Annotated in this window: 12 protein-coding genes; 4 read left to right on the top strand and 8 right to left on the bottom strand. The window is 43.6% G+C overall.

The window, feature by feature from the left end; all coding sequences use genetic code 11:
- The first annotated feature begins 7 nt into the window (after positions 1 to 7).
- Both FDP09_RS10440 and FDP09_RS10435 read left to right on the top strand, forming a co-directional pair.
- Positions 8 to 4,045, top strand: coding sequence for a non-ribosomal peptide synthetase (locus FDP09_RS10440; protein WP_229683276.1), 4,038 nt, complete (start codon positions 8 to 10; stop codon positions 4,043 to 4,045).
- A 497-nt stretch (positions 4,046 to 4,542) separates the two neighbouring features.
- Positions 4,543 to 5,283: a 4'-phosphopantetheinyl transferase family protein gene (locus FDP09_RS10435; RefSeq protein ID WP_187328837.1), complete on the top strand. Its 741-nt coding sequence runs from the start codon at positions 4,543 to 4,545 to the stop codon at positions 5,281 to 5,283.
- 610 nt (positions 5,284 to 5,893) lie between these two features.
- On the opposite strand, the gene metG is transcribed toward FDP09_RS10435, so the two are convergent.
- From metG to FDP09_RS10400, 6 genes are all read right to left on the bottom strand, one after another.
- Complete coding sequence (gene metG / locus FDP09_RS10425) at positions 5,894 to 7,954, bottom strand: methionine--tRNA ligase (RefSeq protein WP_137402614.1); 2,061 nt, start codon at positions 7,952 to 7,954, stop codon at positions 5,894 to 5,896.
- A 102-nt stretch (positions 7,955 to 8,056) separates the two neighbouring features.
- The gene (locus tag FDP09_RS10420; RefSeq protein ID WP_137402613.1) at positions 8,057 to 9,238 is read right to left on the bottom strand and encodes an MFS transporter; all 1,182 of its coding nucleotides are present in this window, start codon (positions 9,236 to 9,238) and stop codon (positions 8,057 to 8,059) included.
- A gap of 1,310 nt (positions 9,239 to 10,548) precedes the next feature.
- Positions 10,549 to 10,986: a DUF6691 family protein gene (locus FDP09_RS10415; RefSeq protein WP_137402612.1), complete on the bottom strand. Its 438-nt coding sequence runs from the start codon at positions 10,984 to 10,986 to the stop codon at positions 10,549 to 10,551.
- A gap of 68 nt (positions 10,987 to 11,054) precedes the next feature.
- Positions 11,055 to 11,636, bottom strand: a complete 582-nt coding sequence (locus FDP09_RS10410) for a YeeE/YedE family protein (RefSeq protein ID WP_137402611.1) — start codon at positions 11,634 to 11,636, stop codon at positions 11,055 to 11,057.
- A 12-nt stretch (positions 11,637 to 11,648) separates the two neighbouring features.
- On the bottom strand, positions 11,649 to 13,070 hold the full coding sequence (locus tag FDP09_RS10405) for an MBL fold metallo-hydrolase (protein WP_137402610.1): 1,422 nt from the start codon (positions 13,068 to 13,070) through the stop codon (positions 11,649 to 11,651).
- 140 nt (positions 13,071 to 13,210) lie between these two features.
- A complete protein-coding gene (locus FDP09_RS10400) occupies positions 13,211 to 14,014 on the bottom strand; it encodes a sulfite exporter TauE/SafE family protein (protein ID WP_137402609.1) in 804 nt (267 codons plus the stop codon).
- A gap of 151 nt (positions 14,015 to 14,165) precedes the next feature.
- On the opposite strand from FDP09_RS10400, the gene FDP09_RS10395 reads away from it, so the two are divergent.
- Positions 14,166 to 14,981, top strand: a complete 816-nt coding sequence (locus tag FDP09_RS10395) for a universal stress protein (RefSeq protein ID WP_137402608.1) — start codon at positions 14,166 to 14,168, stop codon at positions 14,979 to 14,981.
- Positions 14,982 to 14,994: 13 nt separating this feature from the next.
- Here the strand turns inward: FDP09_RS10395 and FDP09_RS10390 are convergent, their stop codons facing one another.
- Positions 14,995 to 15,657, bottom strand: coding sequence for a Crp/Fnr family transcriptional regulator (locus FDP09_RS10390; RefSeq protein WP_137402607.1), 663 nt, complete (start codon positions 15,655 to 15,657; stop codon positions 14,995 to 14,997).
- Between the two features lie 7 nt (positions 15,658 to 15,664).
- Positions 15,665 to 16,246, bottom strand: a complete 582-nt coding sequence (locus FDP09_RS10385) for an acetyltransferase (RefSeq protein ID WP_137402606.1) — start codon at positions 16,244 to 16,246, stop codon at positions 15,665 to 15,667.
- Between the two features lie 203 nt (positions 16,247 to 16,449).
- Between FDP09_RS10385 and FDP09_RS10380 the strand changes: the two genes are divergently transcribed.
- Positions 16,450 to 17,658: a Gfo/Idh/MocA family protein gene (locus FDP09_RS10380; protein ID WP_137402605.1), complete on the top strand. Its 1,209-nt coding sequence runs from the start codon at positions 16,450 to 16,452 to the stop codon at positions 17,656 to 17,658.
- The last annotated feature ends 1,407 nt before the right edge of the window (positions 17,659 to 19,065 follow it).

The raw sequence follows: 19,065 nt of genomic DNA, 5'->3' as shown, positions 1-19,065 counted from the left end.
CCTTGTCATGAATACTGATCTAACCTTTGAAGTTGTTGATTATGACCCCTTTGGCATTGCCATTGAGAAAGCCTATACCAGTATCCCGTCGCAGCGAGAAATTTGGCTAGCCTGCAAAATCGGAGGAGAAGACGCCAACAGGGCCTATAACGAGTCCATCTCATTGGTGCTGAAAGGGACGTTTGACCAGCCATCCTTCTTAGAAGCACTTCAGGAAGTAGTCAATAGACATGAAGCACTAAGGGCCATATTTGCCATCGATGGCCAGCAGATTCTTATCCAGGAAAAAATGCCTATTCGGATCCATACAGAAGACATATCTGCCTTGGATGCTGCCACAGAGGCCGAATACATAGGGCAATTTCACCGCGAAGATGCCCTGACCGCTTTTGACTTGGAAAATGGCCCGCTGTTCAGAATGGCCCTTCACAAATTATCTTCAACGGAGCATTACTTCACCCTTTCCGTCCACCACCTCATCGGCGATGGATGGTCGCTTGGTGTGATACTGGAGGACATTTGTAAAATCTACAATGCCAACGTACTAAAAGGCGCTCCCCAATTGCCCAAGGTCAATCCTCTCAGTGATTACTGTCGGCAAATAACGGAATTGGAGAGCCTCCCGGAACATGCCGATACCATTTCATTTTGGATGGAAAAATTCAACCATCAAACGGAAGATTTTACGCTTCCTACTGACCACATCCGTCCTGCAATAAAAACCTACGATAGTGAACGGCTGCAATTTAAATTGCCCAAAACTCAGATCGATAAGGTTCAAGCCTTGGGTAAAACTGCTGGTGCGTCTCTTGTGACCACCTTTATCGCTGCGTTTGAGCTGTTTCTTTCGAAGAAAAGTCAACGCCAAGAAGTGATCTTGGGCATTCCTGCAGCTGGGCAGTCCGCGACTGGTCTTTTTAACCTTGTGGGACACTGCGTCAACCTTTTACCACTATACAGTAAGATTGACAACGACATTACTTTCCTCTCTTTCCTAAAACAGCGAAATGAGGAAATACTCGATTGCTATGACCATCAGCTTTTCACATACAGTAGTCTGCTAAACAAGCTGAACCGCAAAAGGGACCTTTCAAAAACGGCCTTAGTGCCTGTTATTTTTAACCTGGACATGGGGATGGACGCACAAGTCCAGTTTCACGGCCTTGACCATGAACTGATCAGCAACCCGAGGGCTTTTGATAATTTTGAGTTGGCGCTTAACTTGACAAACAGTGGGGACTCCTACCAATTTGACTGGTCCTACAACACGAAGCTGTTTAAAAAAGCCACCGTTGGGAAGATGATGGAGGAATTCGATCGGCTTCTGCAAACCATCGTCCATCACCCCGAAACGAAATTAAGGGACATTCACCTTTTTGACCCTGTCAAACTGGTCGGCTTTTATGAAAAGTGGAATGACACTGAGCAGGATTATCCCAAGAATGTACCCTTTACCAGATTGGTGCACGCCATGGCCAATCAATTCCCTACCAAAACTGCCATCGAATTCCAACATCAGCTGGTCACGTATAAGGAACTAGAAGACCAGTCCAATAGGTTTGCTGCATTTTTACAAAGTAAAAACCTAAAAAAAGGTGACCGAATAGGCCTTTTGATGCCTCGATCAGCAGACATGGTGATCGGGCTTCTGGGAGTAGCCAAATCCGGTCTGACCTATATCCCTATCGATCCGGAGTTGCCACATGACCGTATCCAGCACATGCTGAATGATGCCAGTGCCACAGCGATCGTAACGACCACTTCCATAAAGGATATTCCTCAAGCAACAGTGCAGCGGATATTTATCGAGGACTTCCACCGGGATTATGAAACCTTGCCCAACACCTATCAAGAGGCAAATATCCAGATGAATGATCCAGTTTACCTCTTATATACCTCTGGATCCACCGGTTTGCCCAAAGGTGTAAAAGTCAGCCACCAAAACCTCACTAATCTCCTATACAGTTTACAAGACCGTCCTGGAATTTCCTATTCAGATCGCGTATTGGCCGTTACGACGATTTCCTTTGATGTGGCGGGAATGGAACTTTTTGGCCCTTTGATAGCCGGCGCTACATTGGTAATCGCGGACACACCTACCCTCAAAGATGGCCGGCTGCTTCTTAAGGCGCTTGGAGAAAAGAAAATCACACGGGTATTTTCCACACCGGCCACTTACCAGATGCTGGTCCAGGTGGGATGGGATTTTCCTCTGCCGCTTAAAATCGTCTCTGGTGGTGAGCCCTTCCAAAAGCACCTCATCGAAAAACTGCTCCCCATTACCGAAGAGATATGGAACGCTTATGGCCCTACAGAAACAACCATACTATCCAGTCTGAAGCACATAAAAACACCGGATGATTTTGATTCTATAGGCACGCCTATAAATAATACTGAGATCTATTTGCTTGATGAAAACCGGCAGTTGGTCGATATTGGTGAAGTCGGCGAAATACATATTGGCGGAGATGGTGTAGCGCTGGGATATTGGCAAAAGGTGGATTTAACAAAGGAACGATTTATCCCTAATCCGTTTGCGAATAATGGAAAGTTGATGTACAAAACAGGCGACCTGGGCAAGTTTAAGACCAATGGTGAATTGATGTGCCTGGGAAGGATCGACAACCAGGTCAAGATCAGGGGACACCGCATTGAGCTAGGAGAAATAGAACAGCAGATCAACCAGCTGGAAAGTGTCATGGCTTCTCACGTAACGGTACAGGAATCCCAGCAAGGCCATAAACAACTCGTCGCTTATGTCACCAGGAATACTGTCAACGCACACAATGAACCTTCAGCCATATCGGATGAAACCCTGAAAAGATGGAAATCAAGTATCCAGGCTAAATTGCCATCGTACATGATACCTTCCCACTGGGTGGGCATAAAGCAATTTCCACTCACACCAAATGGAAAAATAGACCATAAAGCCCTTCCCTTTCCTGCTTCAAAGGCTATAGAAAAAACATCTCCAAACGACCGGGAGTGGTCCAAAATTGAAAAAATCATCGGTGAGATCTGGAAGGAAAGCCTTAAACTGAGTTATATCGATTTGGACGATGATTTCTTTGAGCTTGGGGGTCACTCTATCCTTGCGGTAGAAGTCATGAGCAAACTGGACAAAAAAATCGATGCTCAGCTGCCCTTAACGACGATATTTAAGCATGCCACCGTACGGTCTTTTGCTGCACTCCTAGAAAATAAGGAAGAGACCAAAGCAGTAAGCAACGAATGGAGTTCGCTGGTCGCTATCAAGCCTGAGGGCAGTAAACCACCCATCTATGTAGTCCATGGTATCGCTGCCAATATCACCAATTACTATAAGCTCATCGACCACGTAGATAAAGACCAGCCTATCTATGGGCTTCAAGCGAAGGGCCTAAACGGTATTGACACCCCAAATTCAGGATTGGAAAATATTGCCGCACACTATGTCAATGAAATCATTGAGCATAATCCTGAAGGCCCATACCATATCGGTGGTTATTCCTTTGGTGGCTATGTGGCATTCGAAATGGCGAGGCAACTCATCGCAAAAAACAAAGCCATGGGAAAATTGATCATCTTCGACACAAGCGTGGAGCCGATGGAAGAGGAAGGTGACAAAAAGGGGATATTCGACATGATTTCCAAAGAATTCCACAAAAGAAAAGTGGAAATACAACTTCTGGTAGAAGCTCCTGAGACATTTAAAACCACCAAAGGAAGAATGATCAAGCGGAAAACCGAAAACCTGCTGACCAAAATGGGGCTTCAAAAAGACAATTCCCCCCATGACCGTGCCGCTATTATCAAGAGGATAAAACAAATCAATAAAGAGGCTTTGCTCAACTATTCTTTAAAACCTATAAACGTTGACATGGTACTTTTCAAAGCAAAAATCAAGCTGGCACCAGTAAGTGAGGAAAAATACTACGGCTGGACTCCATATGTAAATTCCATCCAAGTAATCGATATAGAAGGCGATCATAACAGCATGTTTGATCACCCTTTTGTAGCACCATTTGGCTACAAACTCCAAGAAACTCTGAATGCTAGGGAGTAGGCAACTGTAATTAAGCGGTGTCCGGCCATAAACCGGATACCGCCAATTCCCTAGCGTAGAATAATCTATAGATAAAAGATAATTTTTTCTTGGTGTTATACACTATTTACACTGGATTATTGCTGTATAGTTTCATTTCAATTACATTTTATTTAAATTCATTTTTTTTAATTTAAAATACATTTTTATTGATTTAAAAATTAACTAGATTTACTTTTGATTAACACGGGCAAAAGACAATGGTACCTTCTTTCTTACACTAAATAAAACCAACGTAGGAAAAAGACGATAAAGTAAAAAAAAACAAAGTTGTCAAGTGCTTCTTGTTAAGACCTTCCATTCAATATGGAAAACACTAACATAAAAATGAATAATAAAACTACCCTACCCGCTACTACATTATACAGTATTATAACCTATCAACGATTATCAAGCTGCAAAATTAATAGCAAAAATGTTGTTTGCATTTTAAATACCAGGAGAATAAAACGTGTCCTATGAATAGCCAACTATATATCAGTAAGATTCATTGCAGCACCGTTTTACTTCCCAACTGGAACCAACAATCGGATTATATGATCGATGATCATATTGACCTTTGGAGAGTATCTGTAAAAGAACTGATGGGAAAACTTTCTCCACTTCAGCAACACCTTACAGAAGAAGAACTCACAACCATGAACAGGTACCAACGGGAAAGTGACCGGATAAGGTATATTATTGGTAAAGGGTACCTAAAAGTCTTGCTATCAAAATACCTTAACAAACCTCCCAAGGAAATTGAATTTATCGAAGGCATCAATAAAAAACCGATATTAAAAAGCGACCGGAACATCCATTTTAATATTTCCCACTCCAAAGACTGGGTGATTTTCAGTTTTTGTCGTGATGAAGTTGGAGTGGACATTGAACACGTTGACAGCGATTTTGACTTTCTATCATTGATCAATAACTGTTTTACCAAACCTGAGACACACTTTATTGAAAATGCGTATTCACCTCGTCATGAATTTTATAAACTTTGGACCCGTAAAGAGTCCCTGCTAAAAGCCACTTCTGTAGGCATGGTGGACAACCTCCATACCATCAACTGCCTAGACGGCACGCAGTATATTCCCTATGAAGTAGGGGGAGGCTTCTCGGATTGGAAAATAAAGAGCCTGCTGATGGACGAAACATACTTTATCAGCCTGTCATTCCCAGTAAAATATCGAAAACTTCGTTTTTTTGATGTATAATGATCAATACCCCTCCTACCAATCAATAGAATAACCTAGCCTATTGGCAAGAGGCTTTATTAATGATTGCCTTTTTGTGCTTGTCACAGCAGCACTCGCATACGGTGACATTTTCAAATTTCTTAGAGGCATGCCTATGCGCTTCTAAGCAATTATTAAAAGGTCCCAAGTAACTTAGCTCACTCATATCGGGCATATCCGGACAATTTAGGGCATGAATAATATGTGGAGCTGTGTGGCTATAAAAATTGGTCAGATAATAGAAGGTCATGCTAGGAATTGGTAAGGTTCACAATATTTCAAAGCTAAAACTTTAATATCAACAAAAAAATACCCCAAATCGGGTATTTTTAGAACAGAATTCAAAAACAACATCTACTTTTAATCCTATTTCTTATATTAAATCAATATCTCAATTTATTATGCTAATAACCAATTTATTCCCAAACCAATAATAAACCGTTTTAGTCAAGATGATACAAGCCGATATCGTAAATTATAAATTTCAAACACTCCATATATTTTTTTAAAGAAATAAAGCATTTTCATAGGGATCAAAAAAAGTCCGCTTTCCAAAGAAAAGCGGACTCCAAACTAAAATTGATCCGTATCAATTGATCTGAGACCCTGGAGCGGCAGGGCCACTTGGCATCATCAGGCGGAGTGAGCCATCTTTGTCCTCGGCCATCAAGATCATTCCTTCAGATTCGATTCCCATCATCCTACGGGGAGCCAAGTTAATCAACATGGTCACTTGCTTACCTATTAAATCCTCCGGCTTGAAGTGTTCTGAAATCCCACTGAGGACAGTACGCTTGCCAAGGCCAGTATCCACCACTAGTTTAAGCAGTTTTTTGGATTTCTTCATTTTCTCTGCTTCCAGTACGGTAACCACCCTTAGGTCCATTTTCATAAAATCATCAAAGGCAATGGTATCCTTCACTGGTTCAGCAGGAGTGTTTGCGGATTCATTTTGTTTTTTGGTCTCCAGTAGCTTGTTCACTTGCTGTTCGACTACACTATCTTCCACTTTTTCAAACAGTAAAGCAGCTTCCCCGATAGTTTCTCCACCCTTGAGGATTTCTCCATTACCAGCCTTTGTCCAATCTACCTCCTTTGTCCCCAGCATTTTGGCAAGTTTCTCAGCAGTAAATGGAAGGAAAGGCGCTGAGACCACACCGAGATTCGCTGCAATGTTCAGTGCGATGTTTAGCACCGTACCAGTCCGCTCCTTATCCTGCTTAATGCTCTTCCAGGGCTCAGTATCTGCCAAGTACTTATTGCCCAAGCGGGCAAAATCCATCACTAGCCCAAGCGCTTCCCTAAACCTGAATTTTTCGATAGAAGCGGCTATTTTATCTGGATAACCTTCCAATGCTGCCAGCACTTCTTGATCATATGGTGACAAGGCTCCCCGCTGTGGGATAACTCCTTCAAAGTACTTATGGGTAAGCACCACCGCCCTATTGACAAAGTTGCCATAAATGGCCACCAATTCGGAATTGTTCCTTCCCTGAAAATCCTTCCAGGTAAAGTCATTGTCCTTTGCTTCCGGTGCATTGGCCGTAAGAACGTACCGCAGCACGTCTTGTTTGCCGGGAAATTCCTTCAAGTACTCATGAAGCCACACGGCCCAGTTTCGAGAAGTAGATATCTTCTCTCCTTCCAAGTTCAAAAACTCATTGGCCGGCACATTATCTGGAAGGATATATTCTCCGTGGGTTTTTAGAATGGCTGGAAAAATGATACAGTGAAACACAATATTATCTTTACCGATGAAATGCACCAGTTTCGTATCTTCATCTTTCCAATAAGGCTCCCAGTCCACTCCCTTTTCGGCGGCCCACTCTTTGGTAGAGGAGATATAGCCTATCGGCGCATCAAACCACACATATAACACTTTCCCTTCTGCTCCTTCTACAGGCACGGGTACGCCCCAGTCCATATCCCTGGTCATCGACCTCGCCTGAAGGCCATCGCCTGTCTCGAGCCAAGACCGACATTGCCCCAGTACATTATTTTTCCAGTCCTCTTGGTGCTCTTCCAATATCCACTTTCTCAGAAAACCAGCATATTTTCCCAGATCCAAAAACCAATGCTTGGTTTCTTTAAGAACAGGTGAATTGCCACTGAGTTTGGATTTAGGATTGATCAGCTCGGTAGGGCTCAGTGATGACCCACACTTTTCGCATTGGTCACCATAGGCACCTTCGTGCCCGCATTTTGGGCAAGTCCCTTCGATGTAGCGATCCGCCAAAAACTGGCCGGCCTCCTCGTCGTAATATTGCTCTGTAGTCTGCTCCAAAAACTCACCTTTTTCATACAAGTCCTTAAAAAACTCAGAGGCCGTCTCATGGTGCACCGGCGAGCTGGTACGGCTATAATGATCAAAGCTAATCCCAAATTCTTCGAAACTGCCCTTCATAATGCCATGATAGCGGTCCACGATTTCCTGAGCGCTGACACCTTCTTTTTTGGCCTTTATGGTAATGGCAACGCCATGCTCGTCAGAGCCACCAATATACACCACATCCTTGCCAAGCGATCTCAAGTAGCGCACATAAATATCTGATGGAATATAACACCCTGCCAAATGGCCAATATGGAGCGGCCCATTCGCATAAGGCAACGCTGAAGTAACGGTATATCTTTTAAAGTCTCTTTTGCTCATAGGCTGCAAAGATAGGGAAATTTGATTTTTCTTAAGGAATAAATACCAAGGTGATTTCCACCTTTCTCAAAACACCCTTTGGAAGTTTCTGGCCGTATTACATTACTTTCCTGCCGCAGCTTTTTTATTTGCAGGAATCTTATAACTTTCAAATAATTGCGTTTTTATGCTGACCAAAAGCGTAATGCACATACCCATCATGGCTATCACAGCAAAAGACACCTGGAGGTCGAACAATTCCGCAATAAAACCGATCATCGGAGGGCCCAGTAAAAAGCCAAAAAATGAAATCGTGGACACCAATGCCAAAGATATACTTGGAGCGTACATTTTGGACCTACCAGCGATGCTATATGATAATGGAATAACAGAAGCTGTCCCAAAACCAACCAATAAAAAACCTGCCACAGCTGTCCCAAACGCAGGATAGATCACCGCTATCAAAAGCCCGATGCATATCAAGGTACCGGAAATCCTCAGCATCACGATTTTACTCCACTTATTGGCCAGGGCATCAGAGAAAAACCTTCCGGAGGCCATGGCAGCCATGAAGGTCACATAGCCCAGTGGCACCAAATCAGGACTCGCCACAACCACTTTCTTCAAATAAACACCGCTCCAATCAAACATGCATCCCTCGCACATCATCCCAAAAAAACCTACCAAGCCTATCCTAAGCAATAATGCATCGGGCTTTTTGAGCATTAAACCGCCACTACCTGCTCTTTTCTCCTCTTTGAAAAGCAAATTGAAACTTGACACCAAAATCAGCAGCATAATGCCGGCTACCAGCCAATAATGATTGACCGGTGCCCAACCGAGCTTGATCATTAGTGCTCCGATACCTGCTCCCGCAAATCCTGCCAAACTCCATAAACCGTGAAACGAGGCCAAAATACTGCGATTGTACCCATCCTCTACCAGCAGGGCCTGGGTATTCAAGGAAATGTTCATGATATTTCCCATCATCCCAAACAAAACCACCGCCACGCCCAGCTGTATCACTGAACCGGTATAGCCTAAGCTCAATAAGGACAATGCATACAGCAAACTTCCTGTCACAATCACTCTACGACTGCCATACTTATCCACTGCCCAGCCCGCCAGTGGCAAAGCTATCAAGGAGCCAAGGGGCATCCCTAGCAGCAATGTCCCCAATTGCCCCTCGCTCAGGTCAAACAGCTGCTGGAAATCTGGAATCCTTGATGCCCATGAGGCGAAACTTAAACCGGCCAGAAAGAAAAGTCCGCTTAACGCGATACGCCGTTTTCTTAGTAAGTTCATAGTTGCTCTGTCAAATAGGTTTGATACCACAAAGTAAAGGACTTTTTCAGCATTAAAAACCCTGATTTTCTAACAAAAAACAACACAATCGATTGCAGCTGAAATGTTTTTTCTCCATTCACTCCGATTCATGTAATTTTAAAACTACCTTAACGTACAAAATCACTTCAAAATGGAATTCGTAATCGCTGGAGGCACCGTCCTCATCGCCATCTTTATCATCCGGACAGTATATAAAAAAGTCTTCAAATAAAATCTGGCCATATAGGCGGATTAGGCAGGACGCTCAGTTGCTTACACCTATTCTTGGTTTAATGCCGTTTAGTTAAGGCCATTTCCCTGTTTTCACCTGCTAGGAGTTTCTTTTCTATTTGACTTTAATTGTATGGCTTTGGCCATTTTGGTGGATTTTATCCTTTTCCTTTTTTCCCCCGAAAGCCTTCGGGGCAGGCTATTGATGAAAAAAGAAAGAAAAAATCTAGGTCCTTGGTTACTTAAGAAAATATACCACTACATGGAATAATGATGATAATTTATCCATAAGAAACTTATTAATCGGATCCGCCTTGCAGGTATTGGGCGTTAAGGAATTAAATAGCGGGTGGGCAAGAACGCAGGCTTGTTTGACGAAAGGCTGCCCAAAAAGAATGTTGGCAGCTAGAAAAGGAGGAGTTTGCCTGCATGAGGGAAGGCTTTAATTTTAGCCCAATAGATGCACACCTGTGCGCCGTGGCGTAGCGGCGGGGTTTTTTGGTTACTTTTTTGACCTGAAGCAAAAAAGTAACAAAGGTAAAGAGATGAAAACCACCTAGGGATTTAGCTAGAAAAATAACTGCCCAAGGAAAAAATATAGAACCCATATTTTCCAGATACACACTAACTAAACGGCATTGATTCTGAGTTTAACCTCAACCAAGCCAACCACTATACATGAACAGATAGCTGCGACGGCTTGTTCGATCCAAATCAACTCATCATTCTTTCAGCCTTTCCCGCCATTCTGTAAGATAGGCTACTGCGGTTTCCAATGTACAAATCGCAGGGAAATCGGGGCAAAGTGCCAGCGGCCCGGATGATAGCCATGCCTACACGAAAATTGTCTCCCTTCAAAACACTAAACGCGTTTGCCCTGCGAAGGCATCTATATCTTTTAGATAGTGTATATCTGATTTCGTGTTTATTAGTGGGCACCGGCATCAGTAGGGATGCTCCACTAGTAGCATTAGTTAAAAACTTAAACCTCGTGGTCCCGCAGCACAGCTGTAAGAACTACTGTAACCATTTGATAACTGCCAAAAAACAAACATGTATCAATTGGGGAGTTTATCAGCCAACCTACCATACACCCAAGTGCCTAAAAGCGCACTGATAAAGGTCACGATGACCACAGTATAGCCAATGCCTATTTGGGCAAATATCGGCCCTGGACAGGCACCAGTGACAGCCCATCCCAACCCAAATATAAATCCGCCAATCACCTGTCCTTTTCTAAACTCCTTGTCTTTTATGACCACCTTCTCTCCTGAAACGGTCTTAATGTTAAATTTCTTGATAAGGAATATGGAAAGCATGCCCACGGCTATTGCAGCTCCTATCACACCATACATATGGAAAGATTGGAGTCTAAACATTTCCTGGATCCTGAACCAGGAAATCACCTCGGCCTTCACCAGTACAATTCCAAAAAACATCCCTACCAAGAGGTATTTGGCCAAGGCAAACCCTTTTTCTGATTTTATAGTACTCATATTTATAATTTCTTAATTCGTAATTCCTTTTAGCAACCGAAAACATAGGAGCCCCTAAAATGGTCAACCTAAAACCCTGACAGCCGCATCAGAAATGGTAGTAATAAATGGGTCATCGCAAATCCTCCAAGCATAAAGAAGATCGTAGCCACCACAGAAGGCCACTGGAGGTTACTGATCCCCATGATGGCATGACCAGAAGTACAGCCGCCCGCATACCGGGTGCCAAACCCAACCAGGAATCCTCCAAAGACAAAGAAAACCAATCCCTTCATCGTCAATAGGTTGTCCCAAGTAAATATCTCGGATGGCAAGAGGTTTTCGAACCGGGTAATCCCCAGAGCCCTTAAATCCTGCTGTGTACTTTGGGCAACGATGACCTCCGCAGGGTTGGACAGAACCGATGCGGCCACCACTCCGCCAAGTACGATACCCGCCACAAAAAACAAGTTCCAAGCTTCCGCCTTCCAATTATAGGAAAAGAAGGGGATTTTAGCGGGCACACAAGCGGCACAGACATGCCGTAACGATGAAGACACGCCAAATGACCTGTTGCCAATCAAGAGCAATATGGGCACCGTCAGCCCGAGCAAAGGCCCTGCTACATACCAGGGCCAAGGCTGACTGATCCATTCTATAAAATTCTCCATAATAGTTACCGATTATAATTTAGTGGTGGGACAAACAAAATCAGTCAAGTCAAACGCTTCCGATTCTTTGATGGCCTTGAACCCGCCTGATATATCCACTAAGTTGTCATAACCTCTTGCCCGCATGGTCGAAGCGAAAATCATGGAACGGTATCCTCCTGCACAGTGCACGAAGTAGGTTTTGTCCTTCTCCAATTGCCCCATATGTTCATTGATATAATCCAAGGGAGCGTGTTCTGCCCCTTTGACATGCTCGCTATCATATTCACTTTGCTTACGGACATCCAAAATAACAGCATTGGGATTGTCTTTAGTGACTTTAGCTACTTCCTCGGGTTGGAGGGAAGTAATGGTATCCACTTCATTTCCAGCCGCTTTCCAAGCTTCAAAACCACCTTTCAGGTACCCCAAGGCAAAGTCATAGCCTACCCTGGCCAATCGCGTGATCACCTCTTCCTCTCTGCCTTCTTCCGCAATGACCAAGATCTTCTGTTTCACGTCTGGGATCATTGTACCTACCCAAACGGCAAAGCTTCCGTCTATGCCAATGTTAACAGCATTGGGAATAAACCCTTGGGCAAATACCTGAGGGCTTCTGGTATCCAGTAACACGGCTCCTGTATCATTGGCTACTGCCTCAAAATCCACTGGGGACAAGGCCTTGACGCCCCGCTCCAGCACTTCGTCGATACTATCATACCCCTGAATATTCATTTTGACATTTTGTGGAAAATATGCTGGCGGTGGGGTAAGCCCTTCTATTAGCTTTTTGATGAATTCCTCTTTGGTCATTTCCTGAAGGGCATAATTTGTTTTCTTCTGATTGCCCAAGGTATCCGAAGTTTCCTTGCTCATATTTTTCCCACAGGCACTTCCTGCCCCATGAGCAGGATACACCACCAGATCATCTGGAAGCGGTAGTATTTTATTCCTCAAAGAGTCATATAAATGCCCTGCTTGTTTTTCTTGTGTCAAGTCTTCGGATACTTTCTGCGCCAAATCCGGTCTCCCCACATCCCCAATAAATAAGGTATCACCAGTAAATATCGCTTTGGGTGTTCCTGTTTCATCACTTAACAGGTAACATGAGCTTTCCATGGTATGCCCCGGTGTATGCAGCAATTTTATGGTGATATCCCCAATTTTAAATTCTTGTTCATCTTCAGCAATGATCGCATCAAAACCCAACTTGGCTTCAGTGGGACCGAAGACAATACTGGCACCTGTTTTCTCCGCCAAGTCCTTGTGCCCTGACACAAAATCAGCGTGAAAGTGCGTCTCAAGGACATACTTGATCGCAGCATCATTCCGCTTGGCTTTTTCGACATAGGGATCTACTTCCCGAAGTGGATCGATGATGGCAGCTTCTCCCTTGGACTCAATGTAATAAGCCCCTTGCGCCAAACATCCCGTATAGATTTGTTCAATTTTCATTTTTATCTTTTAGTTATATTTGCGGTTGATTTCTATAATAAATGCCAAAGGAACACGTGCTAGTTCCGTTTGGTAAATAATACTACTAATTTAAGGTAGGCAAATCATTTTCTCAGTGACATCTATCACATAAGCCCCCACTACCCGATAAAGATTTCCCTGATCAGAATATAGGCTCCCATCAGCAGCACAAACCACCCAAAGGCTTTTTTCAGGGCTGCCTCATTCACCTTACGGGAAAGCTTCCCGCCAATAAAAATCCCTAGAATACTCAGCCCTGTAAAGACCAAAAGAAAAAACCAATCAATATCTTGAGAGACAAGGTCTCCTGTAAACCCCAAAAGTGACTTAATCCCAATAATCAACAAGGAAGTACCGACCGCCACTCGCATGGGTAGCTTAGCGATCAGCACCAATGCTGGAATGATCAAAAAGCCTCCTCCTGCTCCTACGATCCCCGTAATACTTCCTTCCACCATTCCCTGCACTGCGATGAGTGGATAATTGAGTGCTTTTGTCTTACTTTCCGGTTTTGGCTTGGCTCCATTTTTTATCATGGAATATGCCGCTAACAACATGATGGCAGCAAAGAACACCATGATCGCCAAGTCCTTTGAAACGGTAAAACTACCCATTGTAAATAAAATCTCAGGCAGGGCATGCACCACAAATTTGCGCATGAGAAAAATCGCCAAAAAAGAAGGAATGGCAAAAACCAGCGCAATTCGATAAGACACCTTTCCTCGCTTCAGGTAGCTTCCTGCCCCCACCAAAGAGGTGCTTCCCACGACAAAAAGTGAATAGGCGGTGGCCAATATTGGTTCTATCCCTAAAAGGTAGACCAAAATGGGTACGGTCAAAATAGACCCTCCACCACCGATCATTCCAAGACTGATACCTATCAATACTGCCCCTACCAACCCGATTAGTGAATTTACTTCCATGCGATTGTTCCTCTTTCATCAAACTTGTACAAAGCTACCTTATCCATTCCGCTTATTCAGTGACTTTTGTTACATTATATCAGCCCCGTTCTTATTGAGAATATCCTCCAATGTTGTTATCTTTAATTGTTATAGGCATTTATGACCAAGGATGAAATTATTAGTAGGTACTGATCTTTCCGAAAATGCGCAAAACGCATTGGATTTCGCACTGCATCTATCCAAAGCTCACAGCAGTTCAATTACGCTGCTGTTTGCTTACACGCCTGTATATGACTTTGCGGCCCAAACAGCCGAATACATTACCACGATAGAGCAGCAAGCCACAAAGGCATTGCAGTCCTTGAAAAAGATTTGTAATAAAGAAGGAATAGAAACCAACTACCTGATTGAGCAGACGGCACCCTCTTCGGCCATTTGTGCGGAATCCGAAAAAGGGGCTTATGACTTGATCATTCTGGGCAGCCAAGGAAAAAGTGACTTCCCTTCCAAAATATTTGGCTCAACCACTTCGGAGGTTATCCGGCTAAGCCGTACGCCTGTACTTACCATTCCCGCCAGCGCCACGTTTAAGGCAGTAGATACTATCTCCATGGCCATGGAGCTAAACAGGGAAGATATTGTCTTTTTGGGCCAACTTATTGCACTTACCCGTCATTACAAACTCCCATATCAAATCATCCACATCAAAAAGGACAACGACCCACTTCCCGAAATACCCTTTTCGGAATTGTCCATGTTTTTAAAAGACCGGTTCCCCGAGTTGTCCATCACCTTTGACACGTTAAATGCCGATCAGGTCAACGAAGGACTACAACAATACGCCCAACACCACCCCAGAACACTTCTGACCATGTTTTCGAAACACCACGGCTTTTTTGACTACCTTTTCAGGACTAGCCACTGTGCGGAAATGGCCCTCCACACTACCACGCCCCTTTTAGTGCTCAAGTCCAAAAAACCATAGTTACTGATCAACATCACCTTCCCACTTCTGCCAGTTCCTCAAAATCACCCCGGACAAAGATCCTGTTTCGTCCCAGCTCAATCCACTTTTTCTTTTCCAATTGCTTGAGGAGCCTGGAGATCACCTCCCGTGAAGTCCCCAGTTCATTGGCTATTTCCTGATGGGTAATGGAAAGATCAGTGGTGCCGTTTTTCTTCATTCTGGCCACCAAGTACCTGGCCAATCGCTGATCCATTTTAAGAAATGCCACAGAATCAAGCACTTTCAGCATTTCCTGAAAACGCTTTTGGTACGTTGCCATGACAAAATCTTTCCATTGTTTATACTGCTCATACCACTGCTCATGATACTGGACAGGAACCATGAGCATCTTGGTATCTTCTTCCACTATTGCTTTTACTTCACTTGCCCTCCCTGCCTCGCAACAGGTTAGTGACAAGGCACATGTCTCGCCGGGATACAGGTAGTACAAGAAAAGCTCCTTTCCCTCTTCGTCCAACCTCAAGACCTTAATGGCGCCCTCCAACACGATCGGCACGGTCTTTATAAATTTTCCTGGTTCCATGATCGCTTCCCCTGCGGCAATCTCCACCAATGCTCCCTGCTGATCCATTTCATCTAACAAGCGCTCGTCCGTAATCGTAGGCACCGATGCCCGGATCCTATTTTCTTTCATACTCGTTTCACTTTACTGTCCCCCATACTTTTTCCCCATCAGCCACATCCCGTAACACCGTACTTCCCGCACCAATCACACAGCCCGCCCCCACACGAATCCCTGGCACTAAAGTACTCCCTGCACCGATCAAAGCTCCCTTTCCTATCTTCACCTCTCCACACAGGACTGCTTTTGGCCCGATGTGTACATAATCCCCGACCCTGCAATCATGATCTACCGAAGCCGATGTATTGACAATGACATGGGAGCCGATCCTGGCGTCGGGCTGAATAACGGCCCCTGCCATCACCACAGTTCCCGCAGCTATTACCGCATGGCCACTGACTAGCGCATGCCTGTGAATTGCCCTGCCATAAACCACTCTTCCCAACAGCCTCTCCACCACTTGACGCCGTATGGAATTATCCCCAATACTTACAATTAAATGTTGGCTAATATCAGCAGTACCGTCCCACTGAAATACCGGATAATTCAAGCATTCCTTGACGGAAGGGTCGTCATCATACAAACCGTGGACTACTTCACCTTGGCTTTCCAAATTTGAGATCACGACCTTGCCATGACCAGATGCTCCAAACAAATACATTTCGGTTGCTTTTGATTTATAACAGGTTCAAATATAGGAAGAATTACAATTTTCATTACCGTTTACCTAATACACCGTAAAACCACCAAACAACCAGACCATGTCCCCACTAAAAAATTATTCATTTTTCTTTCAACCATTAATCTTATATATTTAAACCTTGTCAAGAAATATAATCGTTCAAATTATTAATAAATGCAATCATGAATAGAAGGGACTTTATGAAAACCGGTGGTGTAGTTTTAGGCGGATCCATTCTCCCTTACCAATTCGCAAACGCGTTCCGAAACAACACCGATAAAGGTCCTATCAAAATAGGCGTCATAGGCTGTGGAGACAGGGGAAAGGGACTAATGCACGTCATGTCGGGCATGCCTGAGCAATTTGAGATCGTCGCCATTTGTGACAACATGGACTTTCGGCTGGATCAAACCCGCAAAGCTTTCCCAGACCTAAAAGCCAAATCCTACAAAAACTACCAAGATTTAGTGGATAACAGCTCCTTAGAAGCAGTGGCCATTGCTACCCCACTTAACATGCATTTTGCCCCGGCAAAAGCAGCCCTGCAAGCAGGAAAGCATGTTTATCTCGAAAAAACGATGACCTATAACATCCCTGAGGCCATGGAGCTTATCGATTTGGTGAAGAAGAATCCTTCACTTACCCTTCAGGTAGGCCACCAATATCGCTACACTCCTCTGTACTATAAAGTAAAAGATATGATCCAATCGGGCTATATGGGAAAAATCACCCAAATCGATTCCCGATGGGACAGAAACTGGAATTGGAAAAGACCTGTTCCCGATCCTTCCTTGGAAAGGATCATTAATTGGAGAATGTATAGGGAATTTTCCGGAGGACTTCCCGCCGAACTCCTTTCCCACCAAATTGACTTCATCAACTGGGCCTTCGAGACCCACCCTGACACCATCATCGGAACGGGAGGGATCGACAATTATCACGATGGTCGAGAAACCTACGATAATGTACAGCTTCTCCTAAGATATGAAAAGGAAGGGATGATCGGTAATTTTGGTGCTACCTGCAGCAACGCACGAGAAGGATATTCTTTCTCAATCAAAGGCACACAAGGAACCGTAGAGCTATTGATGAGTGAAGGATATTTCTATCCTGAAAAAGAGCGAATGGATGAATTGCAAATTGTCGATGGCGTATCTGGCGCCACCAAGCTCACTTGGAAAGAAGGTAAAGGAATCCCTATTTTGGAAGAAAAGACCAAAGACGGAACTTGGTATGCCTTCAGCGATTTTTATAAATCCATTCAGAACAAAGAATACCCAGCCTCTAATGTCATCAGTGGCGCCACTACCGCCACCTGCATCCATTTGGCCAACCATTCCCTGTTCAACAAAACCATCGAAAACTGGAAACCAGAATATAATTATGGGTAAACCGCACACGGTCACGACACCGTACGTAATCCCATAATGTCAAAAGCCATTCATTTAAACGAATGGCTTTTATATTATTGGCAAGAAGATACATTGGCCTATCTACCCCACAACCACAGGTATTGTGACCTGATCCGTCGCGGCGAATGCCTCAATCTTCAAGCCAATTGATGTTCTTTCTTTTTCAGTCTTGAATGTGATTCCTAACGCATAAACAGCGTTAAAGTGCCAGCGGCACGGATGATCCTCACCCTACACGTGATTCGTTTCCCTTCACTTTAATAAACGCCTTTGCCATACCCCTATCTTTTGTTCCACATTTGAAATGCAAACTGTTGAGAAAGGCATTTGTAATAACCTGAGCTCGACTTATTTTTATTATAAAAAGCGTTATTGCGAACCCTTTTTAGGAGGATGTGGGTTGGAAAAGGGTGTGGCAACTCGCCGCGGCGAGCTGCCACGGCTTCCACCCGCTCAGGCCTACCTCTAAGCCTCGCAGTGACGGTTTTATAATCGAACTGAGGTTAATCCTCCTTGCAGATAAACCCAAGAAGTATGGCCTGATCCTATAAACCCCAGGCTCTATATGGATTACAGTGGGTAGATTTTTTTCAAAAATCCTGATGATTAATCATCACCTAGTAAAATAGCCCCAAGGACATCATCCGCCTAGCAGCTATTGGGCGTGAAGAAATTAAACAAGCAGGCGGAAAAAGGGCAGGCTTGTTTGACGAAATAGTGGGAAAAATGGTTATTGGAAGCTAAACACGAGGAGTTTACCTGCATGTATGCAGGGTTTTTTGGTCACTTTTTTGACCTGTAGCAAAAAAGTGACAAAGGTTAAAGGAGCCATTTCACTGAAATTTAACAATCTACCCTAATACTTACCCACACCAAATCATATAGAACCAAATCCCCCAACTCGCCACACCTACTTAACAATTAATTAACACCAAGTCAGGAACGAGCTTTACACTGGCTCAAAGCCTACCAGTAGCACAAACAGGCTAAAATAAAAACCTAATACACTTAAAAACTGACACTTACACCAAAAACCGGTTAATACAACAGCCCAATAGAAAATTGATTTTGTTAAAAATCAAAAAACAGGTTTAAAAACAACACGAAAATCAAATTATTTATGCAAAACAAACGAAAACTGGTTTAAAAAAAGACAAAAAAAAGAGGAATCCTTGCAGAGATTCCTCGAATGGGTTTATTTTAACTGACTAACAGCCGTATATATTTTGGAAAAAAGGAAGTTAATCCTCGTTTTTAGAACCAAAACTTCTTTAAACTTAATAAAAATATTTTTGATTACAATAAAACACCAAAAATAATTTCTCCGATCAATCGTTCAGTTCCTTAATCAACACTTAATCCCACTCCATCCGAAATACAACTACA

It is taken from the genome of Echinicola rosea (assembly GCF_005281475.1).
Lineage (GTDB): Bacteria > Bacteroidota > Bacteroidia > Cytophagales > Cyclobacteriaceae > Echinicola > Echinicola rosea.
This window is presented reverse-complemented; position numbering and strand designations above follow the sequence as displayed.

Excerpts from the sequence above, each read along its gene's own strand:
- FDP09_RS10395 (WP_137402608.1), top strand. The coding sequence starts at position 14,166 with ATGAAATTATTAGTAGGTACTGATCTTTCCGAAAATGCGCAAAACGCA.
- FDP09_RS10410 (WP_137402611.1), bottom strand. The coding sequence starts at position 11,636 with ATGGAGAATTTTATAGAATGGATCAGTCAGCCTTGGCCCTGGTATGTA.
- FDP09_RS10440 (WP_229683276.1), top strand. The coding sequence starts at position 8 with ATGAATACTGATCTAACCTTTGAAGTTGTTGATTATGACCCCTTTGGC.
- FDP09_RS10415 (WP_137402612.1), bottom strand. The coding sequence starts at position 10,986 with ATGAGTACTATAAAATCAGAAAAAGGGTTTGCCTTGGCCAAATACCTC.
- FDP09_RS10390 (WP_137402607.1), bottom strand. The coding sequence starts at position 15,657 with ATGAAAGAAAATAGGATCCGGGCATCGGTGCCTACGATTACGGACGAG.
- metG (WP_137402614.1), bottom strand. The coding sequence starts at position 7,954 with ATGAGCAAAAGAGACTTTAAAAGATATACCGTTACTTCAGCGTTGCCT.
- FDP09_RS10420 (WP_137402613.1), bottom strand. The coding sequence starts at position 9,238 with ATGAACTTACTAAGAAAACGGCGTATCGCGTTAAGCGGACTTTTCTTT.
- FDP09_RS10400 (WP_137402609.1), bottom strand. The coding sequence starts at position 14,014 with ATGGAAGTAAATTCACTAATCGGGTTGGTAGGGGCAGTATTGATAGGT.
- FDP09_RS10380 (WP_137402605.1), top strand. The coding sequence starts at position 16,450 with ATGAATAGAAGGGACTTTATGAAAACCGGTGGTGTAGTTTTAGGCGGA.
- FDP09_RS10405 (WP_137402610.1), bottom strand. The coding sequence starts at position 13,070 with ATGAAAATTGAACAAATCTATACGGGATGTTTGGCGCAAGGGGCTTAT.
- FDP09_RS10435 (WP_187328837.1), top strand. The coding sequence starts at position 4,543 with ATGAATAGCCAACTATATATCAGTAAGATTCATTGCAGCACCGTTTTA.
- FDP09_RS10385 (WP_137402606.1), bottom strand. The coding sequence starts at position 16,246 with ATGTATTTGTTTGGAGCATCTGGTCATGGCAAGGTCGTGATCTCAAAT.